This is a genomic window from Acidimicrobiales bacterium (assembly GCA_033344915.1).
In the GTDB taxonomy this organism is placed as follows: Bacteria; Actinomycetota; Acidimicrobiia; order Acidimicrobiales; family Aldehydirespiratoraceae; genus JAJRXC01.
On sequence record JAWPML010000001.1, the window covers coordinates 3,086,409 to 3,104,950 of the forward strand.

Here is an 18,542-nt window from a genome sequence, read left to right on the forward strand (position 1 = left end):
AGGTGTCCGACGCCGCCCGCGAGATTTCGTCTCACGTAATGCGACATGCGACAAGCGGCGGGCCGGTGTGGTTGTCGCATGTCGCACTACGTGGGACTGATGTACTCCGGCACCCGCAACTGCCCTGTCACACGGCCGTTCTACGGTCGGACCATGAACTGGCGAACGAGGATGCCCTACCGACCCGAGGTCACCGGAATCCTGCTGCGCTACGCGCTGCTGGACGTGATGCACGGGGTGACCCAGCCCACGTCGGTGGACGAGATCGTGCACGCGATCGAGCGACTCGGCGTGACGATTCCCGAACGCAAGGGCAAGTGGGTGTCGGACGCGCTGCGCACCGAACACAAGAAGGGCCGGATCATCCGGGTCGGGCGCAACCGATACGTGGGCACCGAGATCCCGCGGTCCACCCGCTATCGGGCCAAGCGGGCGATTCGCGACCACCGAGCCCGGGTGGAGGGAACCTTCTGGGAGAACGTCGGGTAGGAGGCCCGGAGGTTCTCACATGTCCACGACCGCACCGACTCGTCGCCGATTCCTGACCGCCGCCGTCGCCCTGCCCGTGGTGGGCGCGGCGGGCGCGGCACCGTTCGTCCTCGATCGGCTCAGGGAACCGGGCATCGAGACGAATCGCACCCAGGAGCTGCGGATCACCTCGAACAACGGCCGCTACGAGGCCTGGGCCGATCCCCTCCCGGAGGGCGCGACGATCTACGCACCCGGGCCCCGCAGCCAGTCGACCATCACGGTGCGGGACAGACTGACCGGAGCGGACCGCACCCTGACGCTCCAGCGGAATCTCGAGCCGGAGGCGTTCTCTCCCGACGGCTCGACCCTTTTCGCGATCGACCATCGTCCGGCACTGGCACCGGAGATCTACCAGGTGAGCACCATCGACGTCGCGGCGGGTGCCGTCACCGACACACTGGGCCCGCGCAAGCTCGAACTGATCGAGGAGATGCGGGGCGAGGGCCGTCAACAGGTGTGGTCACCCGCGGGCGACCAGCTCTACACGCTCTACATCCGCCAATGGCACGATCACGCCCGTCACTCCGATGACACGCACGACGAGATCCACTTCACGGACGCGTTCGTGCATGTCCTGGACGTCGCGAACGACTGGGCCCTGTGCGTCGAACTGCCCGACGGAATCGGCCTCGGGCCGGCCGGGTCGACGGCGATCATCATCGACGAGACCGGCACGACGATCACGGTGGTCGATGATGCGCTCGGTGCCCGGGTCGACGTCACCCGCCTCGAGGACGAGGGTGCCTTCGCGGTGGGCGGTCTCACCCGGTTCGGCTGATCGACCGCACGAGCCACTCGGCGCCCGGCTTGGCCGGGAGCCCACCCGGCGCGCCGCAGGCGATGGTCGGCACGGCCCGGCCCGGCTCGACCTCGACACCCCATGACCCGGACGGGGCCGCGACCACCGCGGACCCGTCGACGACCGCAACCGTGCGGCGCTGCTCGTCGAAACCCCAGTCGTCCGCCTCGGCGAAGGCCGCCCGCTCGGCCATCTGGGCGACGCCCGGCGCCGCCCCGATCCACCCGCGACAGCGATGGGCGAGCGAACTCGGTGGGGCCGAGTGATGGAGGATCGCCATCATCTCGTCGGCGCTGACCATGCCCCACATCCGACCGTCGGGCAGGGTCAGGCCGGTGGGGGCCATCCGGTGGCCGCCGGTGTGGGAGACCCGCCGAACCGACGTCCAGCCCCGATCGGCGAGCTGGGCGCACAGCGCGGCCCCCCGGGAACCGCAGCACACGTCGTGGCTTCCCTGGGTGCACAGGAGGAGCTCCCGCTGCGGGGTGCGGTCGACGACGGACGCGGGCTCGGCATCGGGACCGTCGACCAGCAGCGCCGTGAGGAGGTCGCCGACCCGATCGGGCGCCACGTGATGCTCGGCGCGGGCCAACGACGCGCCGTCGACCAGTCGGTGGACGACGACCCGCCCGATACCGTCGGCGAGCGGCACGGCGGCCAGCACCCGTACCCGCCGTCCGGCGGTCTCCGCATCGAGAACCAGCTCGGGCACGGCGGTGAAGCCGTCCTTCGCCCAGACCGGCTTCGGCCAGGGCAGCGGCACGTCGACGACGATCAGCTCGTCGACCCAGAGCGCCGAACCGCCCGGATCGAGCTCGAGCCGCTCGGCATGGGCCGCGCAGCGTTCCGAGACGTCGGCGGGCGGGAGGAGGGAAGCGTCATAGGTCATGGGAGTCATGCGTCAGCCAGAATCGCAGGCAACGGCTCTCGATGCACCACCGCGATCCGTTTCGTCGCCCGCGTCAACGCGACATACAGCGAACGGATGCCCTGACGCTCCTCGGCAACGATGCGGGCCGGCTCCACGATCACTGCAGCATCGACCTCGAGTCCCTTGACCAGACGAACGGGGACCACGGTGACCTGCTGATCGAGCCCGTGGCGGGTCGGCCCGCCCACGGGCATCTCGTGGGCCTCGAATGCGGCGTGGACCTCGTCGACCAACGAGTCCGGCACCACCACCGCCACGTTGCCCTCCGACACCGCACCCAGCTCGGCCCGAACGACCTCGACCAGATCGTCGCGTAGGTCGCGCGCGGCAACGATCCGCGGCGGGTCGCCGTCCTCGCGCACCGGTTGGGGTGGACGCAGGCCGGGGGCGGCGACCGGCAACACCCGGTTGGCGAGCTGCATCGCCGGGCCCGGGATGCGATAGCCGATCGTGAGCTCGCGGGTGCGGGGCGGGCGCTTCTCGGGCAGGGCCGCCACGATCGCGTCCCAACCCTCGTTGGCCCACGCGCCGGTCGCCTGGGCGATGTCGCCGACGACGGTCATCGAGCCGTTGAGTGATCGACGGGCGACCATGCGCAGGTCCATCGGCGAAAGGTCCTGGGCCTCGTCGATGCAGATGTGGCCATAGGTGCGCACCGCGTCCTGGTCGCGCTTGCCGGGCCGGTAGCCGAGCAGGGCCCGCGCCTCGTCGAGCAGCGGCACGTCCGGGAACCGCCAGATGACGTCGTCGGCGTGGCCCGATCGGGGACGGTGCAGACGCTGGATCTCCTCATCGGTGAACCGGCCCCGGTTGGCGGAGCGCAGCAACGCCCGGGAACCGTACAGATCGTGCAGCAGGTGGGCGGGCGACAGCACGGGCCACATCGCGTCGAGCGCCTCCCGCACGGGGATCTCGTGGCGGATTCGCTCGCGCACCGTGGCGGCGTCCACATGGCGCCGGGCGCTCGCGGCCAGCCGCTCGAAGAACAGCTCCTCGACGACCTTGCGCCCGGAGTTGTGTCCCCGGCTGCGCCGCCGGGCCTCCTTGATGATGCCGACCGTCTGCTCGGCGGAGATCCGGAGGTTCTGGACGCCGAAGCCGATCTGGAAGTCGTCCCGCAAGGGCCGTTCGCGATCGTGGACCGCCTGGCTGAGCACCTTGACCATGCGGGCATCGCCCTTGACCCGAGCCGTCGGCTCGCCGTCGAGCTTGTCGACGCGGACCTTCGGCCGCAGCAGGTCCGCGAGCACGGCGATGTCGACCCCGGCCTCGCCGAGCGAGGGCAGCACCTGCTCGATGTAGGCGACGAAGAGGCGGTTGGGGCCGACGACGAGCACGCCCTGGCCCTCCAACGGGAACCGATGGGTGTAGAGGAGGTAGGCCGCCCGGTGCAGCGCCACCACCGTCTTGCCCGTTCCCGGACCGCCCTGCACGACGAGGACCCCGGGCATGTCGGCGCGGATAATCTCGTCCTGCTCTGCCTGGATCGTGGCGACGATGTCACCCAACCGGCCGGTGCGGGACGCCTCGATGGCCGCGATCAGCGCGCCCTGGCCCCGGGTGCTGAGTTCCTCCGCGTCGACGTCACGCAGATCGCCGAACAGTTCGTCGTCGAGTCCGAGCAGGGTCCGCCCCCGGGTGGCGAAGTGGCGTCGACGCTCGAGGCCCATGGGCTCACGGCCCGTGGCCCGGTAGAACGGCTCGGCGACCGGCGCCCGCCAATCGACGACGACCGGATCCTGGGCCCGGTCCCACACGCCGAGGCGCCCGATGTAGAACCGCTCGTCGGTCTCCTCGGCGTGCTCCGGGTCGAAATCGATGCGGCCGAAGACGAGCGACCGATCACCGAGGTTCAGCTGTGCCAGGCGGTTGACCGCGCCCTCGATCATCGACTCCCGCTCGAAGCGGTGCTGGGTCGTACCGCCCTGCTGGGGATCGTGTGTTTCCGTGGCGCTGGTCGCGCGCTCGCGAGCGACCTCGAGGCACGCGTACGCGAAGTCGAGATACGCCTGCTCGGCGTCGAGTTCGGGATGACGGTCGGACACGATGGGCGGTGTTCTCCCGGGGGGTGGGGAAACCGTCCAGTGTAGCGGTGCCCGAATGGCGCCCGGCGGCCGTACCATCTCGACCAGATGTTCTCGATCGGACTCGTTCTCAGTGCCGGCGGGCCGCTCGGCGATCCCTGGCATTCCGGCGTCGTCGGCCGCCTCCAGGAGGTCACCGGGTGGGATGCACGCGACGCCGATCTCGTGGTCGGCACCTCCGCCGGATCGATCACCGCCACCGCCCTGCGGGCCGGCGTCGCGCCGGTCGACCGGAAGCTCCACTTCAGCGGCGGCCCCATCTCGGCGGACGCGCAGGCGATCTACGACCGGATCACGACGCCCTACACCGAGCCGGTCGTCGACCGGGTCTGGCGCCCGAGCTCCCCGAAGATGGTGCTCACGGCAGCATGGCCACCGTGGAAGATCGATCCGTTGCGCGTCGCGGTGGCGAAGCTCCCCCGCGGCACGAAGTCGGGTGAGCCACTCGAGCAACGGATGAACCAGCTGCTTCCCGCCCCGTGGCCGGACCGGCCCACATGGATCGTCGCCGTGCGGCTCTCCGACGGTCGCCGGATCGTGTTCGGCCGCGATGACGTGCGGGGCACCATCGGCCAGGCCGTCCGCTCGTCCGCCGCGGTTCCCGGCGTCTACACGCCCGGTCGGGTCGGCGAACGCGAGTACGTCGACGGCGGCGTGCACTCGTCCACGAACGCCGACCTGGCTGCCACGCTCGGCTTCGACCTCGTGATCGTCAGCTCCGCGATGACGGCGAGTGAGGGCAGCCGCAGCTGGATCACGGACCCGACGCGCGCCTATTTCTCGGGCAAGCTCGACGACGAGGTCGCCGAGATCCGCCGTCGGGGCACCCCCGTAGCCCTCGTCCAGCCCGACGCCGACCTGCTCCCCGCGCTCGACAAGACCGCGGACGACGCACGGGTGCACGCCACGAACGCGGGCGCGGCGGCCGTCGACGCCTTGCTCGCCGGGCCCGACGGGTCCGGCCTCCACGAGCTGATCGCCCGCGGCGCGGCCTAGCAGCCACTGCCCGAGCCGCTCGGAATGTCCGGGATGCTCGGGTCCACGACCTCGATGTGGACGTGCGGGTTCGAGGGCTCGGCCGTGAACCGGTCCACCTGTGAGACGAACGGCAGGCGCCGCGAGTTGGGGGAGATCGGCGTGACGCCTGCCTCCACACGGTCACCGACCTCCACGTAGATCGTCTCCATGTGGAAGACCTTGACCTCCCAGCCGGGGGCGTCGTCAGGTTCGATCACGACGAAATGATCTTCGTGGTCGCAGTACAGGACGTAGCCGCCGGCCCGGATCACCGTGCCGGTCACGGGAGAACGGATCTCCGCCGTCGGGTCGACGACCACATCGGCGGCTCCGGTGAGCGCCGTGTTGCGGCCGCGGTCGTCGAGCACGGTCGACGGCGCGGCATGGTCCACGATGTCCTGGCCCTGCGACCCGTCGTGGCCGGACTGGTGGAAACCGATGTGTTCGACCCTCGCCGCCGGGTGGGTGAGGGTGATCGCGCCGACGGTCGTCATCGGGGTGTAGTCCTGCACGTGGTACACGGCGGGCGGCGTGGTCGCGTCCGGGGCGGCCACGGTCGTCGGGGTGGGCACGGTCGTCGTGACGGTCGTGGTCGGTGTCGTCGCGATCGTGGTCGTCGTCGTCGTCGGAGCCAGGGTCGTCGTCGGAGCCAGGGTCGTCGTGGACGGGGCGAGCGGTTCGACGACGACGTCACCGTTGCCGCAGGCCGCCGCGCCGAGGGCGGCGACCAGGAGCATCGCCAGGGGGCGGGCGGGCGTCGACATCGGCACGACGATAGTGGTGGGCCCACTGCCGCTCGGCGCGCCCGCCATCGGTAGCCTCGGCTCCATGAGCGGCCGCTTCGACGATCATCCCTTCATCCGCGCGTGCCGCGGCCTGCCCCACGACCGGGTTCCGGTGTGGTTCATGCGCCAGGCGGGCCGATCGCTGCCCGAGTACCGGGCGATCCGGGGCGAGGGCACGATCCTCGATGCGATCGCCGATCCGGACCTGTCGACCGAGATCACCCTGCAACCCGTGCGCCGCTACGGCGTCGACGCGGCCATCCTCTACTCGGACATCGTGGTGCCGGCCCATGCCGTGGGGTTCGGCGTGACGGTCACACCGGGTGTCGGCCCGGAGGTCGAGCACCCGTTCCGCCGAGCCGATGATCTCGACCGGCTCCGACCGCTCGACCCCGAGGCGGACACGCCCTACGTGCTGGAGACCGTCCGCCAGCTGGTCGCCGAGCTCGACGTGCCCCTGATCGGCTTCGCCGGGGCGCCGTTCACCGTGGGTTCGTACCTGATCGAGGGTCGGCCGTCGCGGGACTATGTCAACACCAAGGGCCTGATGTTCACCGACGAACCGCTCTGGCACGCGTTCATGGACCGCCTCGCGGACATGGCCATCGCCTCGCTGCGGTCCCAGATCGACGCGGGTGCGTCGGCGATCCAGCTGTTCGACTCCTGGGCGGGCGCCCTGAGTCCGCCCCAGTACGAGCGCTACGTGCTCCCCCACTCGTCGAAGGTGCTCGCCGGCGTCGCCGACACGGGCGTTCCCCGCATCCACTTCGGGGTGACCACCGGCGAGCTGCTCGAGCTGATCCGCGATGCCGGCGCCGATGTGGTCGGCGTCGACTGGCGTGTGCCCCTCGACCGGGCGCGGGCCCGTCTCGGCGACATCCCCCTCCAGGGCAACCTCGACCCCACCATGGTCCTCGCCGGGCTCGGCCCCGCGGTGGAGGGCACGCGTGACGTGCTCGTCCGCAACGACGGCCACCCCGGACATGTCTTCAACCTGGGCCACGGCGTCACCCCGGACTGTGATCCCGAGGTGCTCGAAGAGGTCGTCCGCGTCGTCCACGCCGAGGGTCGCGTCGACTCGTGAGCGGCCGCACGGTCATCGTCGGTGGTGGGATCACCGGCCTCGCCGCGGCACACGAACTCCACACCCAGGGCCGCGAGTTCGTGGTCCTCGAGGCCGACACCCGCGTGGGCGGGAAGGTCGCGGCCGGCCCGATGGACGGTGTGGCGTTCGATGTCGACACGGCGGCCGACGGGTTCCTCGCCCGCGAGCCCGAGATGACCGACCTCTGCATCGAGCTCGGGCTCGAATCCTCGCTCACGTCACCCCGGCCCGGCGGGGCCTACCTCTGGGTCGACGGCGCCCTCCGGCGCATCCCACCGGGGGTGTTGGGCGCACCGCTCGACCCGGACGCGGTCGCGGCAGCCGGCATCGTGAGCGACGACGGCGTCGCCGCGTTGCGGACGGCGCTCGCGGCGGACCTGCCGCCGCTGGAGGGCGACGCCTCGGTGGGCGAGGTGCTCCGGCCCCGCGTCGGCGACGAGGTCTTCGAACGCATGGTCGACCCGTTGCTCGGCGGGATCAACGCCGGCAACGCGGACGACATGTCGATCCGCTCGGGGGCGGCCGCACTCGCGAACGCGGCGGCGAGGGGCGGGCCGTTCATCGAGGCGCTCCGGGCCCACGTCGCGGCGGCCACACCCGGCCCCGTGTTCCACGCGATCGAGGGGGGAAGTCAGCGGATCATCGACGCCCTCGGCGAGGAGCTCGGCGACCGGGTCCACCCCGGCGAAGCCGTGTTCGACCTCGAGCGCACCGGCGACGGATGGGTCGTCCGCACCGACGCCGCCGCCCACGACGCGGACCGCGTGATACTCACGACCCCCGGCTGGGTGTCCGCCGGCCTCCTCGCCCCCCATGCGCCCGAAGCGGCGGCGGTGCTGGCCGGGCTGACGTACGGCGACGCGGTGCTCGTCACCTTCGTCGCCCGGCGCGACCAGATCGCCCATGAGCTCGACGGGGCCGGTTTCCTCGTGCCGCGCGACCAGGGACTGCTCATGACGGCCACATCCGTCGCGTCGCACAAGTGGGCGCACTACGACGACGGCGAGCATGTCGTGCTGCGGGTGTCCGCCGGCCGGACCGACGATCGACGCTGGACCGCCATGGCGATCGACGACGTGGTCGCGCAGCTCCGATCCGAACTGGAGACGACGATCGGCCTCACGGGCGACGTGACCCATCGCGTGAGCGAGTGGCGCCGCTGCCTTCCCCAGTACCGGCCGGGGCACCTCGACCGATGCGACGGGATCGACGAGTGGCTCGCCCGCGACGCCCCGGGCGTCACCGTCGCCGGCGCGAGCATGCGCGGTCTCGGCCTGCCCGCCTGTGTCCGCCAGGGGCGCGCCGCGGCGGGCTGATCCGGCAACTAGCGAGTAGCCCTCGCAAGCTTTCCACGACTGTCCTACGGTGGGCCGATGACCGAGGAGAGGCCCCGTCCGAAAAAGCGGCGACCCCGCGCCGAACTCAAGGAGCTCATGCTCCAGGGCGGCGTGGAGGTGCTCGCGGCGCACGGCATCGAGATGCAGATCTCCTCGGTCAGCTACGCCAGGGTGTTCGAACACCTCGAGGACACCAGAGGGGTGCGGATCACCTACGGCTCCGTCCACGAACGCATCTGGGACAGCCTCCAGGAGTATCAACTCGCGGTGATCGAACGCGCCGGCCTCTGGGACTCGTCGACCAGTCGTGCACGGCCGCGCGCCGCAGTGCAGGAGGCGATCGACGCCGCCGAGACGGCAGCCCCCGCCGACCGGCCCCACGCCGCCCGGGAGGTCTGGCGCCGGTTCGCCAACGACGCCGTCGACGCCGGCCGCCAGAACGACGACTGGGGCCGGTATCTCAAGACCGTCGTCACGATGAGCACCCAGCCCCGGGGCACCCTGGCGCGCGACGCCGCGGTCGAAGGCGCCCGGAAGTCCTACGCCGACCTCGAGGCGCGGGCACGCGAGCGTCTCTCTGCCGGGCTCGCGCTCGGCTCGGGCACCGGCGGCGCTGCGTTTCCGGCCGACGCCGACCTTGCGGCGATCCTCGCCCGCGTGTCGATCGCGGTCGCCGAGGGGCTCGATCTGCGCAGGACGTTGACCGAGGACGACGAGCCCACCCTCCTCCTGCGCACGGGTCCGAACGGTGAACTCCAGGAGTGGAACCACTATGGCGTCGCCATGTGGGCGATCGTGCACGCCTGCACCGAGGCCCGATCCGGCGACGGTCGGCCGTCGTGAGGCCATTGTGACTTCGTTCACAATGTTGCAATTGTGTGACGAACACCCTCTACCTTGTCCGTCGCTGAGGCGTCGGTGGTCGCCGCGCACCCCTGCCCACGACCAACGAGTCGTGTGACCGACCACCCGAGATCACGCCACGACACGGGCCATCGCCCGAGGAGGCAGCACCCCCCATGCGTCGACGAATCCGCGTACTCGCGTTCGCCCTGACCGCCCTGTTCTTCACCACCGCCTGCTCCCCCCAGGAGCTGGCGCTCTACCTCTCGTCCACCGAAGAGGTCCGCGACGTCCTGTCGAACGAAGAGCTCCACCGACTCCGCATGTGCGAGTCGACCGACAACTACGAGGCGATCTCGTCGAGTGGCACCTACCGCGGTGCCTACCAGTTCGACCAGACCACCTGGGACGGCGTCGCCGAACGCCACTTCCCGTGGCTCGAGGGCCTCGACCCGATCACCGTCGAGCCCTGGTGGCAGGACGCGATGACGCGGGCGCTGTGGTCGGAGCGGGGCAAGCAGCCCTGGCCGATCTGTGGCTACAAGGTCTGACGCCGATGTGGGAGTCTGAGGCCGTGACGGCGTCAGACTCCCCCGGGCAACAGCGGACCGCGCCCGACGGCGCGGTCTCGATCAACACCGATCCCACCGGCGAGCTGCTCGCCCCCCTCCTCGCGGCCGACACCGGCCCGGCCCGTGAATGGGCCGACGCGGCGGAGCACGACCAGGTCGCCCGGCCCGATCAGCTCGCCGAGGGCGACACCCATCTCAACGTCACCCGCACGTTCTGCTTCGCGGATCTGAGCGGCTTCACCGCGTTCACCCGCGAGCAGGGGCCGCACGCAGCCGTGCGTCACCTCGGCGAGTTCCGGCGGATCACCCGCAACGTCGCGGCGAAACGCGGCGTGCGGGTCGCGAAGTGGCTCGGCGACGGCGTCATGCTCGTGGGCACGGCCCCGACCCCGACCATCGCGCTCGGCATGCACCTCGTGCACCACTTCTCGGACAGCGCCATCCGCGTCCGCGTCGGACTGGCCACCGGCATCGCGCTCCTCTTCGAGGGCGACGACTACATCGGCGAGCCGGTGAACATGGCGGCGAAGCTGTGCAACGCGGCGGCGCCCGGCGAGGTCCTCGCCGTCACGGCCGCCCGCGATCTGCCGGCCTGGGTCGTGTCGGACGGTGAGATCAGCGTGCGGATCAAGGGCGTCGGCGCGGTCGGCGGTGTGCATCGCCTCCGGCTCGACCTACCGTCTGGCGAGTGATCCACCCCCGCCTGACCGCCGTCGCCGCCGGCCTGCTCATCGCCGCCGGGCTCCCGCCGTGGGGCTGGTGGCCGCTCACCCTGATCGGGATCGCGCTCTGGTTCCGGCTGCTCGAGGACGTCAGCAGGCGACGACGCGTCCGACGGTCGCTCGTCGTCGGTCTCCTGTGGTTCACCCCGGGGACGCTGTGGATGTTCGATCTCACGGCCGCCGGGTGGCCGGTGGCGATCATCGTGTTCTCCCTGCTCGCCGCGCTCGCCGGTGCGCTCACCCCGGCGAGGGGGGCAAGCCGACCGGTGGCCTTCGCCGGGGCCGTGGTGGTCATGGAACTGATCCGCTGGCACGTCCCCTTCGGGGGCGTGCCGATTGCAACCATCGCCATGGCGACCGTCGGTACGCCATGGGCGATCAGCGCCCAGTTCCTCGGCTCGCTGTTCCTCGTCGCCCTCACGATTCTCATCGCGGTCGCCGCCCTGCACGCCACCCGCGATCCGCGGGCGCTGGCCGTGGTGGCCGCACTCGTGGCCGGCGGCATGCTGCTCGGGCACCTCGGCGGGGTCGGCGTCGAGGTCGTGGACGAGATCGACGTCGCCGTCGTGCAGGGCGGCGGCCCCCAGAACACGCGCGCCGACGTCTGCGAGAACCGTCGGGTCTTCGAACGCCACGTCGCGGCCACGGAGTCGATCGCCGCGGATGCCGACGTCGATCTCATCCTGTGGCCCGAGGACGTCGTGCACCCGAGCACCAACACCGCTCCCACCCCCTCGCGCTGCGCCCAGGACCTGCTCCGCCGCGACGAGGCCCTCGGCGAGGTCCAACGGCTCGCGAGGAAGTACGACGCGACCCTCATCGTCGGCTGGTTCGAGCGCTCGGCCGACGGCACGGCGAACGAGAACTACTCGATCATCATCGAGCCCGACGGCACCATCGGCGACCGCTACGACAAGGTCCGGCTCGTCCCCTTCGGGGAGTTCGTGCCGCTGCGGTCGTTCATCGAGAACTTCAGCGACGAGGTGCCGGGGCGCGACGTGCGGTCCGGGACCGGCCCGGCCGTCCTCGACAGCCGCTTCGGCCCGCTCGGGGTGTCGATCTCGTGGGAGGTGTTCTTCGACTATCGCGCCCGCGACGCGATGAACAACGGCGGGCTCGTCCTGCTCAACCCCACCAACGGATCGTCGTACTGGCTGACGATCGTGCAGACCCAGCAGGTCGCATCCAGTCGTCTCCGGGCGATCGAGACGGACCGCTGGGTGCTGCAGGCCGCGCCGACCGGGTTCTCCGCCGTCGTCGCGCCCGACGGCGACGTGGTCCAGCGCACCGCGGTGAGCGAACAAGCCGTGCTCTTCGACACGATCGAGCTGCGCGAAGGTCGCACGCTCGCGACCGTCGTCGGTCCCTGGCCGATGCTCGCGTTCGCCCTCGCCGCCCTCGGCACCGGCCGGATCAGACCTCGATCGACAGGGTGACCGGGCCGTCGTTCACCGACGCCACCGCCATCTCGGCGCGGAAACGGCCCGTCTCCACGATCGCCCCGGCGTCTCGCAGCGAGGCCACGACGTGTTCGACCAGCGGTTCGGCCACCTCCGGGCGCGCCGCGTCGGCGTAGCCCGGCCGCCGACCCTTGCGGGTGTCGGCGTACAGCGTGAACTGGCTCACGACCAGGATCGGGAGGCCCTCGTCCGCCGCGGATCGGTTCATGGCGCCCTCGACGTCGTCGAAGATCCGCAGGTTCCAGATCTTGTCGGCGAGCTTCTCGGCCTGGGCGGGGGTGTCGTCGTGGGTCACGCCGACGAACGCCAGGACGCCCGGTCCGATCGAACCGACGACGTCGCCGTCGACCGTCACGGAGGCCCGCCGCACCCGTTGCACCAACGCTCGCATGGTCCCCTTCCTACCCGCCGTCGCCCGCCGACCGGCAACGAGAACGTGCCGAACGTCACCGCGAGTGTGGAAAACCCGCGGTTCCGGGCATCATTTGACGTCCCCGATTACCCCGCGGAAACCTTGGTGCCCTATGTCCGGACCTGATGCCCAGCTCGACCCGGAGCATCTCCGCATCGCACTGCTGACGTATCGGGGCAAACCCCACGTGGGCGGCCAGGGTGTCTACGTCCGCCATCTCAGCAAGGCGTTGGTCGATCTCGGCCACACCGTCGAGGTCCTCGGCGGCCCGCCCTATCCCATCCTCGACGAGCGGGTGCCGCTGGTCGAGCTGCCGTCGCTCGACATCTGGAGCGACCCCCACCCCATGCGCAAGCCCCGCATCTGGGAGTGGAAGGACTGGACCGACGTCGCCGAACACGCCTCGTTCAGCACCGGCAACTTCTCCGAGCCGATGGCGTTCAGCCTCCGGGCCTGGCGTCACCTCCGCAACCGGCGCAGTGACTTCGACCTGATCCACGACAACCAGACCCTCGGGTGGGGCATCCTCAAGCTCCAGCAGGAGGGGTGGCCGATCCTCGAGACGATCCACCACCCGATCACCGTCGACCGCAAGCTCGAGCTCGAACACGCCCGCACGCCGTGGGAGAAGTTCGGCAAGCGTCGCTGGTACTCCTTCACGAAGATGCAGAGTCAGGTCGCCCAGCGGATGACCCGCATCATGTCGGTGAGCGAATCGTCCAAGGGCGACATCGCGGCCGACCACGGCGTCGACGCCGACCGGATCCACGTGGTGCCCGTGGGCGTCGATCCGGAGCTGTTCCTTCCCGTCGCGGGCGTCGAACGCCGCCCCGGCCATCTCGTCACCACGGCGTCGGCGGACGTGGCGATGAAGGGGCTCAAGTTCCTGCTCGAGGCCGTGGCCAAACTGCGCACCGAGCGCCACATCGAGCTCACCATCATCGGCACGCGTCGGCCCGACTCCCACGCCTCCACCGTCATGACCAAGCTCGGGCTCGACGACTGTGTCGAGTTCGTGTCGGGCGTGCCCGACCAGCGCATCGTCGAGCTCTACAGCGAAGCGGAGCTTGCGGTCGTGCCATCGCTCTACGAGGGCTTCTCCCTGCCTGCGATCGAGGCGATGTCGTGCGGCGTGCCGCTCGTCGCCACCACCGGGGGGGCACTGCCCGAGGTCACCGGCACCCACAACGAGACGTGCTTCCAGACCGAGCCCGGTGACAGCGAGGCGCTCGCCGCCACCATCCGCACCGCGCTCGACGATCCCGCCCTGCGCGCAAAGGTCGGCGCCCAGGGTCGTCAGCGCGTCATCGACCAGTGGTCGTGGCGCCACACGGCCCTGCGCACGGTCGAGCAGTACCGCGCCGTGTTGGACGAACACGCCGGCCGGCGGAGCTGACCGATGCTCACCGTCGACTACGACCGCTTCGACCTGCACGCGGGCGACCTGCTCCTCGATCTCGGCTGCGGGTTCGGCCGCCACACCTACGAGGCCCTCGCGCGCGGCGCCCATGTCGTCAGCTGCGACATGGCCCTTCCCGAGCTGGAGGCGATCCGCAACACCGCCCCGATGCTCATCGACGACGGCCTGTTCGACGGCACGCTGCTGCACCAACAGGTCCAGGGCGACGGCACCCGCCTCCCCTACCCGGACGAGACGTTCGACAAGATCATCGCCTCCGAGGTGCTCGAGCACGTCCCCGACGACATCGCCGCCTACGACGAGTTCATGCGGATCCTGAAGCCGGGCGGCACCATCGCGGTGACCGTCCCCGCCACGCTCCCCGAGAAGATCTGCTGGAAGATCAGCGACGAGTACCACGCACCCAAGGCCCAGGGCGGCCACGTGCGGATCTACACCGAAGACGAGGTGCGCAACAAGCTGCGCGGCGCCGGGCTCGACCCGATCGACTCGCACCGGGCCCACGCCCTGCACTCCCCGTACTGGTGGATTCGCTGCGCCGTCGGGGTGAACAACGAGGTCGAGGACAACTGGTCCGTGAAGACGTACCACAAGCTCCTGGAATGGGACATCGTGAAGCAGCCGTGGTTGACTCGCACGGCCGAGAAGGTGCTCAACCCGGTCCTCGGCAAGAGCCTCGTGGTCTACGCCACGAAGTCACCACTTCGTTCGAAGCGCACGCTGGAGGATGCACATGCCGCCTGAGATCCCCGGCGTCCTCTCCGCTGCCCAGGTCCGCCAGACCGCCGACCACATCGCAGAGTGGCAGCTGCCGTCCGGCATGATCCCCTGGTTCCCGGGCGGCCACGCCGACCCGTGGAACCACATCGAGGCGGCCATGGCGCTCGTGATCGGTGACCGCCGCACGGAAGCCGAGGCCGCCTACCAGTGGCTCGTCGACATCCAGCGCGCCGACGGCTCGTGGCACCAGTACTACCTGGAGCACGAGGTCGAGCAGGACAAGCTCGACGCCAACGTGATCGCCTACATCGCCGCCGGCGTCTGGCATCACTACCTCCACTTCCGCGACCTCGGGTATCTCGAGGAGATGTGGAAGGTCGTCGAGCCGGCGATCGACTTCGTGCTCGACCTCCAGCAGCCCCGCGGCGAGATCCTGTGGGCCCGCCATCCCGACGGCACCCCGTGGTCGTTCGCCCTCCTCACCGGGTCGTCCTCCATCGCCCACTCGCTGCGCTGCGCCGTGGCGATCGCCGAGGAGCTGCACCACGAACGGCCCGACTGGGAGCTCTCCGCCGGTCAGCTCGCCCACGCCATCCGCCACGAGCGGGACGAGGCGTTCTCGCCGAAGCACCGCTGGGCCATGGACTGGTACTACCCGGTCCTCGCCGGCGTGCTCACCGGTGAGCACGGACGGGCCCATCTGGCCGACCGGTTCAACACGTTCATGCTGGACGACAAGGGCATCCGCTGTGTCTCGGACCGACCGTGGGTCACCACCGCCGAGACGTGCGAGTGCGCGATGGCGCATCTCGGCGTCGGTGAACGTGACATCGCCCTCCAGCTCTTCACCGCGGCCCAGGCCACCCGCGAGGACGACGGTCGCTACATCACCGGCATCGTCCATCCCGACGGCACCCTGTTCCCGCCCGACGAGCGGTCGACCTACTCGTCGGCCGCCGTCCTGCTCGCCGCCGAAGCGATCGCGGGGACGAGCCCGGCCTGGCGCCTCTTCGCGGACCACGACTTCCTGCCCGGATTCATCGACGTCGACGCCAGCGACCTCGCCGACCGCCCCGCCGAGTAGCGCCCCGGCAGTTCACCCCAGTCGTTCTGGTGGGAACTGATCGGGTCAGGCCCGATCAGTTCCCACCAGTTCGACGTTCGTGGGGGTCACCGCGGCCGGGGACCACTTCGCCGGGAGGAGCTGGACGACGACCCACCGGCCGTCCTCGGCCTGGCGCACCGAACTCGGGCGTGGGAGGGCGCGAGCGAGTTCCCGTGCTTCGTGTCTGCTCGCCGCCGTGGCCAACACGTTCTCGCTACAACTCAACGTCCGCTCCCGTCCCGCCTGGACAAGTGAATGTGGCTTCCAAAGTCACCATCGACCAGGGGAGAGAGCCTGTTGACGCAATGGAGGCGACATGCCCAGAAGTCCCGACGGGGGTCCCTGGCGGGGCTGGGTCGAATGGCCCAGGCGGAGGCCGATTCTGTCGACTGGATGACGTTCAGGCCGCCATGATCGAGCGCTGCGCCGCTGTCAGCTCCCGCACTGCTCCGTTGCGATCACGGCCTCGGCGGAGGCAAGCATCTCGTCGACCGATCCGTTGAACGGCGGTTGCATGATCCACCCGTAGCCGGCGCACGCCCACCCCAACTCGGCCCCGAGGGTGAAGCCGAGGTTGTCCTCGGGAAGCGGTTCGGTCACCCGCACCGCCACCCCACCGATCGTCTCGATCCGCGAGTCCCCCGTGTAGTAGCGGGCCTGCATCGGGTCGAACCAGTCGGTCGGCGCGACGTCGACCACCGAGATCTGACCGGTCACCGAGATGAACTGGACATACCCCTCGAGACTCTCGAACGGGGGCGTCTGGGCGATCTCGACATTGCGCATGCCGGCAGCCTCGAGCGCGGCGATGGCATGCTCCTCGGCCGGGATCGCCACCTCGCGGAACAGCGGCGGCGCCTCTGCGACGCCGAACAACTTCGCCGCCGCGCCGAGGTTGTAGTCGGCGTGCCCGATCACGACGCTTTCACCCGCCGATCCTGTCCCTGCCCACAACGACTGGTCGTCGCGGACGAACTCGCCCCGCAGGTCCTCGACCGCGGTCACCACGACGGCCGTGGGCGCATATGAGATCGAGGGTGCGGCGGCGTCCTGAACGACGAAGGTCGCTCGCGGCCCCGTCCAGGCCACGATCGCCAGGCGCTGCTCGGCGGCGTCCGCGAGCCGCGCACCACAGTCCAGGCCCATCCGCCGGGCGTATTCGTCGCCATTCGTGGTTCGCTCGGCGAACGGCGCCGCGAGCGGGTCTCCGGACCAGTCCCCGGACTCGAGTCGGGCATCGGCGACGGCGGCATCGAGCAGGTCGACGACGTCGTCGACCTCGCAGACGACCGCCGGTTGGGTCGTCGTGGTTGTCGTCGTGCTCGAGGGACTCGTGGTCGTGGTCGTCGTGCTCGTGCTCACGGTCGTGGTGGAGGACGTCGTGGTCGTTGTCGTCGTCGTGGACGTGGTCGGACTCGACGACGACCCGTCCCCGCATGCTGCGGCGAACACCAGGAGCACGGCAACGCACGCGACCGGCAGGCGGATCATGGCTCCACTGTGCGCCCCCGGCGCCGACTGCGACAAGGGCGAAGGTCCCGACCCGCGATCGAGAGCTCCCCGGCGGCTCAGATACCGGCGCCGGTGCGTTCGAGCACCCGCAGCGACCCGACCGCGGCGAGTTCGCGGAAGGCCCCCGACTCCATCGCCCGGCGGTAGATCTCGTAGGGCGGACGCCCACCGTCGGCCGGGTCCGGGAACACGTCGTGGATCAGGAGCCGGCCGCCGACGACGACATGGGGCACCCAGATCTCGTAGTCGCGGTGAGCGGGATCGTGGCCATGGCCGCCGTCGATGAACAGCAGAGCGAGCGGCGTCGCCCACACGGAGCCCACCGTCGGTGAGTCGCCGACGAGCGCCACCACGCTTCCCTCGAGCCCGGCATCGTGGATCGTCCGCCGGAAGATCGGCAGCGTGTCCATCTTGCCGACGGCCGGATCGACGAGATCCGGCTCGTGCCACTCCCAGCCCGCCTGGTTCTCCTCGGACCCTCGATGGTGATCGAGGGCGAAGAGCACGCGTCCGCGAGCCTGGGCCGCGGCGCCGATGTAGACACCGGACTTGCCGCAATAGCTGCCGACCTCGAGGAACGGACCGTCGACGTCGACGGCCAGCGCCGCCTCGTGGAGGGCAACGCCCTCATCCGGCGGCATGAAGCCGCGGGCGGCCTCGGCGAGTTCTCGGAATCGGGGGTCCACTCAGGCGACCTCGACCTCGATCTCGCTCGGCGCGACCACGCCCCACATCAGCCGGTCGAGCACCAGGTACTTGACGACCCAGACCACGCCGTACGCGCAGAAGTTCACGCCGATGAGCACGAAGGAGTTCTCCGTCGCGAAGCCGGCGATCCAGATGCAGAACGTGGAGAACGACAGCCCGATGAGGGCGAGGATCCAGAATGGCGCGATCTCCGAGCGCACCGAGTTGGCGCCGGACTGCTGCCAGACCCAGTAGCGGCTGAGCAGGTACGCCGGAACGGTGCTGACGACCCAGGCCGTGACGTTCGCCGCGACGCGCTGCATCTCGATGATCTCGAGGCAGATGAACAGGGTGCCGACGCCGGTGATCACGTTGACCACGGACACGCCGCAGTAGCGGATGAGCTTCGCTCCGTGCTCTTCCGCGATCGCGCGGAGTTGGGCGACGCGCGAGGACGACATGATGGTGGAGGCTAGCGGCATACCCCTTCCTGTCGGTCG

General features: G+C 70.4%; 19 protein-coding genes. 12 read left to right on the top strand and 7 right to left on the bottom strand.

Going from position 1 to position 18,542, the window contains the following annotated elements; translation table 11 throughout:
• Positions 1-153 precede the first annotated feature (153 nt).
• Positions 154-489 carry a hypothetical protein gene (locus tag R8F63_14750; GenBank protein ID MDW3219871.1) on the top strand — a complete coding sequence of 112 codons (336 nt, stop codon included), beginning with the start codon at positions 154-156 and terminating at the stop codon, positions 487-489.
• A 19-nt stretch (positions 490-508) separates the two neighbouring features.
• The gene (locus R8F63_14755; protein MDW3219872.1) at positions 509-1,309 is read left to right on the top strand and encodes a hypothetical protein; all 801 of its coding nucleotides are present in this window, start codon (positions 509-511) and stop codon (positions 1,307-1,309) included.
• Here R8F63_14755 and R8F63_14760 read toward each other — a convergent pair.
• Positions 1,293-2,219 (bottom strand): sucrase ferredoxin, encoded by a 927-nt coding sequence (locus R8F63_14760; protein ID MDW3219873.1) that lies wholly within the window; start codon positions 2,217-2,219, stop codon positions 1,293-1,295. The genes R8F63_14755 and R8F63_14760 overlap by 17 nt on opposite strands.
• A gap of 5 nt (positions 2,220-2,224) precedes the next feature.
• Positions 2,225-4,306 (bottom strand): AAA family ATPase, encoded by a 2,082-nt coding sequence (locus R8F63_14765; protein MDW3219874.1) that lies wholly within the window; start codon positions 4,304-4,306, stop codon positions 2,225-2,227.
• An 87-nt stretch (positions 4,307-4,393) separates the two neighbouring features.
• Here R8F63_14765 and R8F63_14770 point away from each other — a divergent pair, with 87 nt between their 5' ends.
• The gene (locus R8F63_14770; protein MDW3219875.1) at positions 4,394-5,341 is read left to right on the top strand and encodes a patatin-like phospholipase family protein; all 948 of its coding nucleotides are present in this window, start codon (positions 4,394-4,396) and stop codon (positions 5,339-5,341) included.
• On the opposite strand, the gene R8F63_14775 is transcribed toward R8F63_14770, so the two are convergent.
• Entirely contained in the window at positions 5,338-6,126 is a 789-nt protein-coding gene (locus R8F63_14775; protein ID MDW3219876.1) for a hypothetical protein, read from the bottom strand. The genes R8F63_14770 and R8F63_14775 overlap by 4 nt on opposite strands.
• A gap of 64 nt (positions 6,127-6,190) precedes the next feature.
• Here R8F63_14775 and hemE point away from each other — a divergent pair, with 64 nt between their 5' ends.
• The 6 genes from hemE (at position 6,191) to lnt (ending at position 12,162) form a co-directional block, all read left to right on the top strand.
• On the top strand, positions 6,191-7,231 hold the full coding sequence (gene hemE / locus R8F63_14780; protein ID MDW3219877.1) for a uroporphyrinogen decarboxylase: 1,041 nt from the start codon (positions 6,191-6,193) through the stop codon (positions 7,229-7,231).
• Entirely contained in the window at positions 7,228-8,568 is a 1,341-nt protein-coding gene (hemG, locus tag R8F63_14785) for a protoporphyrinogen oxidase (GenBank protein ID MDW3219878.1), read from the top strand. The genes hemE and hemG overlap by 4 nt, the downstream gene beginning before the upstream one ends.
• 57 nt (positions 8,569-8,625) lie before the next feature.
• Complete coding sequence (locus tag R8F63_14790; protein ID MDW3219879.1) at positions 8,626-9,432, top strand: hypothetical protein; 807 nt, start codon at positions 8,626-8,628, stop codon at positions 9,430-9,432.
• 176 nt (positions 9,433-9,608) lie between these two features.
• Positions 9,609-9,983, top strand: coding sequence for a transglycosylase family protein (locus tag R8F63_14795; GenBank protein MDW3219880.1), 375 nt, complete (start codon positions 9,609-9,611; stop codon positions 9,981-9,983).
• Positions 9,984-10,006: 23 nt separating this feature from the next.
• Positions 10,007-10,696, top strand: coding sequence for an adenylate/guanylate cyclase domain-containing protein (locus tag R8F63_14800; protein MDW3219881.1), 690 nt, complete (start codon positions 10,007-10,009; stop codon positions 10,694-10,696).
• Positions 10,693-12,162, top strand: coding sequence for an apolipoprotein N-acyltransferase (gene lnt, locus R8F63_14805; GenBank protein ID MDW3219882.1), 1,470 nt, complete (start codon positions 10,693-10,695; stop codon positions 12,160-12,162). Before R8F63_14800 ends, lnt begins: the two co-directional genes overlap by 4 nt.
• Here lnt and dtd read toward each other — a convergent pair.
• Positions 12,140-12,577 carry a D-aminoacyl-tRNA deacylase gene (gene dtd / locus R8F63_14810; GenBank protein MDW3219883.1) on the bottom strand — a complete coding sequence of 146 codons (438 nt, stop codon included), beginning with the start codon at positions 12,575-12,577 and terminating at the stop codon, positions 12,140-12,142. The genes lnt and dtd overlap by 23 nt on opposite strands.
• A 133-nt stretch (positions 12,578-12,710) precedes the next feature.
• Between dtd and R8F63_14815 the strand changes: the two genes are divergently transcribed.
• Genes R8F63_14815 through R8F63_14825 form a run of 3 tightly spaced genes read left to right on the top strand, consistent with a single transcriptional unit; the run spans position 12,711 to position 15,822 of the window.
• Positions 12,711-13,994 carry a glycosyltransferase family 4 protein gene (locus R8F63_14815; protein ID MDW3219884.1) on the top strand — a complete coding sequence of 428 codons (1,284 nt, stop codon included), beginning with the start codon at positions 12,711-12,713 and terminating at the stop codon, positions 13,992-13,994.
• A 3-nt stretch (positions 13,995-13,997) separates the two neighbouring features.
• The gene (locus tag R8F63_14820) at positions 13,998-14,762 is read left to right on the top strand and encodes a class I SAM-dependent methyltransferase (GenBank protein ID MDW3219885.1); all 765 of its coding nucleotides are present in this window, start codon (positions 13,998-14,000) and stop codon (positions 14,760-14,762) included.
• The gene (locus R8F63_14825; protein MDW3219886.1) at positions 14,752-15,822 is read left to right on the top strand and encodes a hypothetical protein; all 1,071 of its coding nucleotides are present in this window, start codon (positions 14,752-14,754) and stop codon (positions 15,820-15,822) included. Before R8F63_14820 ends, R8F63_14825 begins: the two co-directional genes overlap by 11 nt.
• A gap of 453 nt (positions 15,823-16,275) precedes the next feature.
• Here the strand turns inward: R8F63_14825 and R8F63_14830 are convergent, their stop codons facing one another.
• The 3 genes from R8F63_14830 to R8F63_14840 all read right to left on the bottom strand — a co-directional run bounded on the left by R8F63_14830 (position 16,276) and on the right by R8F63_14840 (position 18,503).
• Entirely contained in the window at positions 16,276-17,334 is a 1,059-nt protein-coding gene (locus R8F63_14830) for a hypothetical protein (GenBank protein MDW3219887.1), read from the bottom strand.
• A 77-nt stretch (positions 17,335-17,411) separates the two neighbouring features.
• Positions 17,412-18,041, bottom strand: coding sequence for a class I SAM-dependent methyltransferase (locus R8F63_14835; GenBank protein ID MDW3219888.1), 630 nt, complete (start codon positions 18,039-18,041; stop codon positions 17,412-17,414).
• Complete coding sequence (locus R8F63_14840; protein ID MDW3219889.1) at positions 18,042-18,503, bottom strand: GtrA family protein; 462 nt, start codon at positions 18,501-18,503, stop codon at positions 18,042-18,044.
• Between the last annotated feature and the right edge of the window lie 39 nt (positions 18,504-18,542).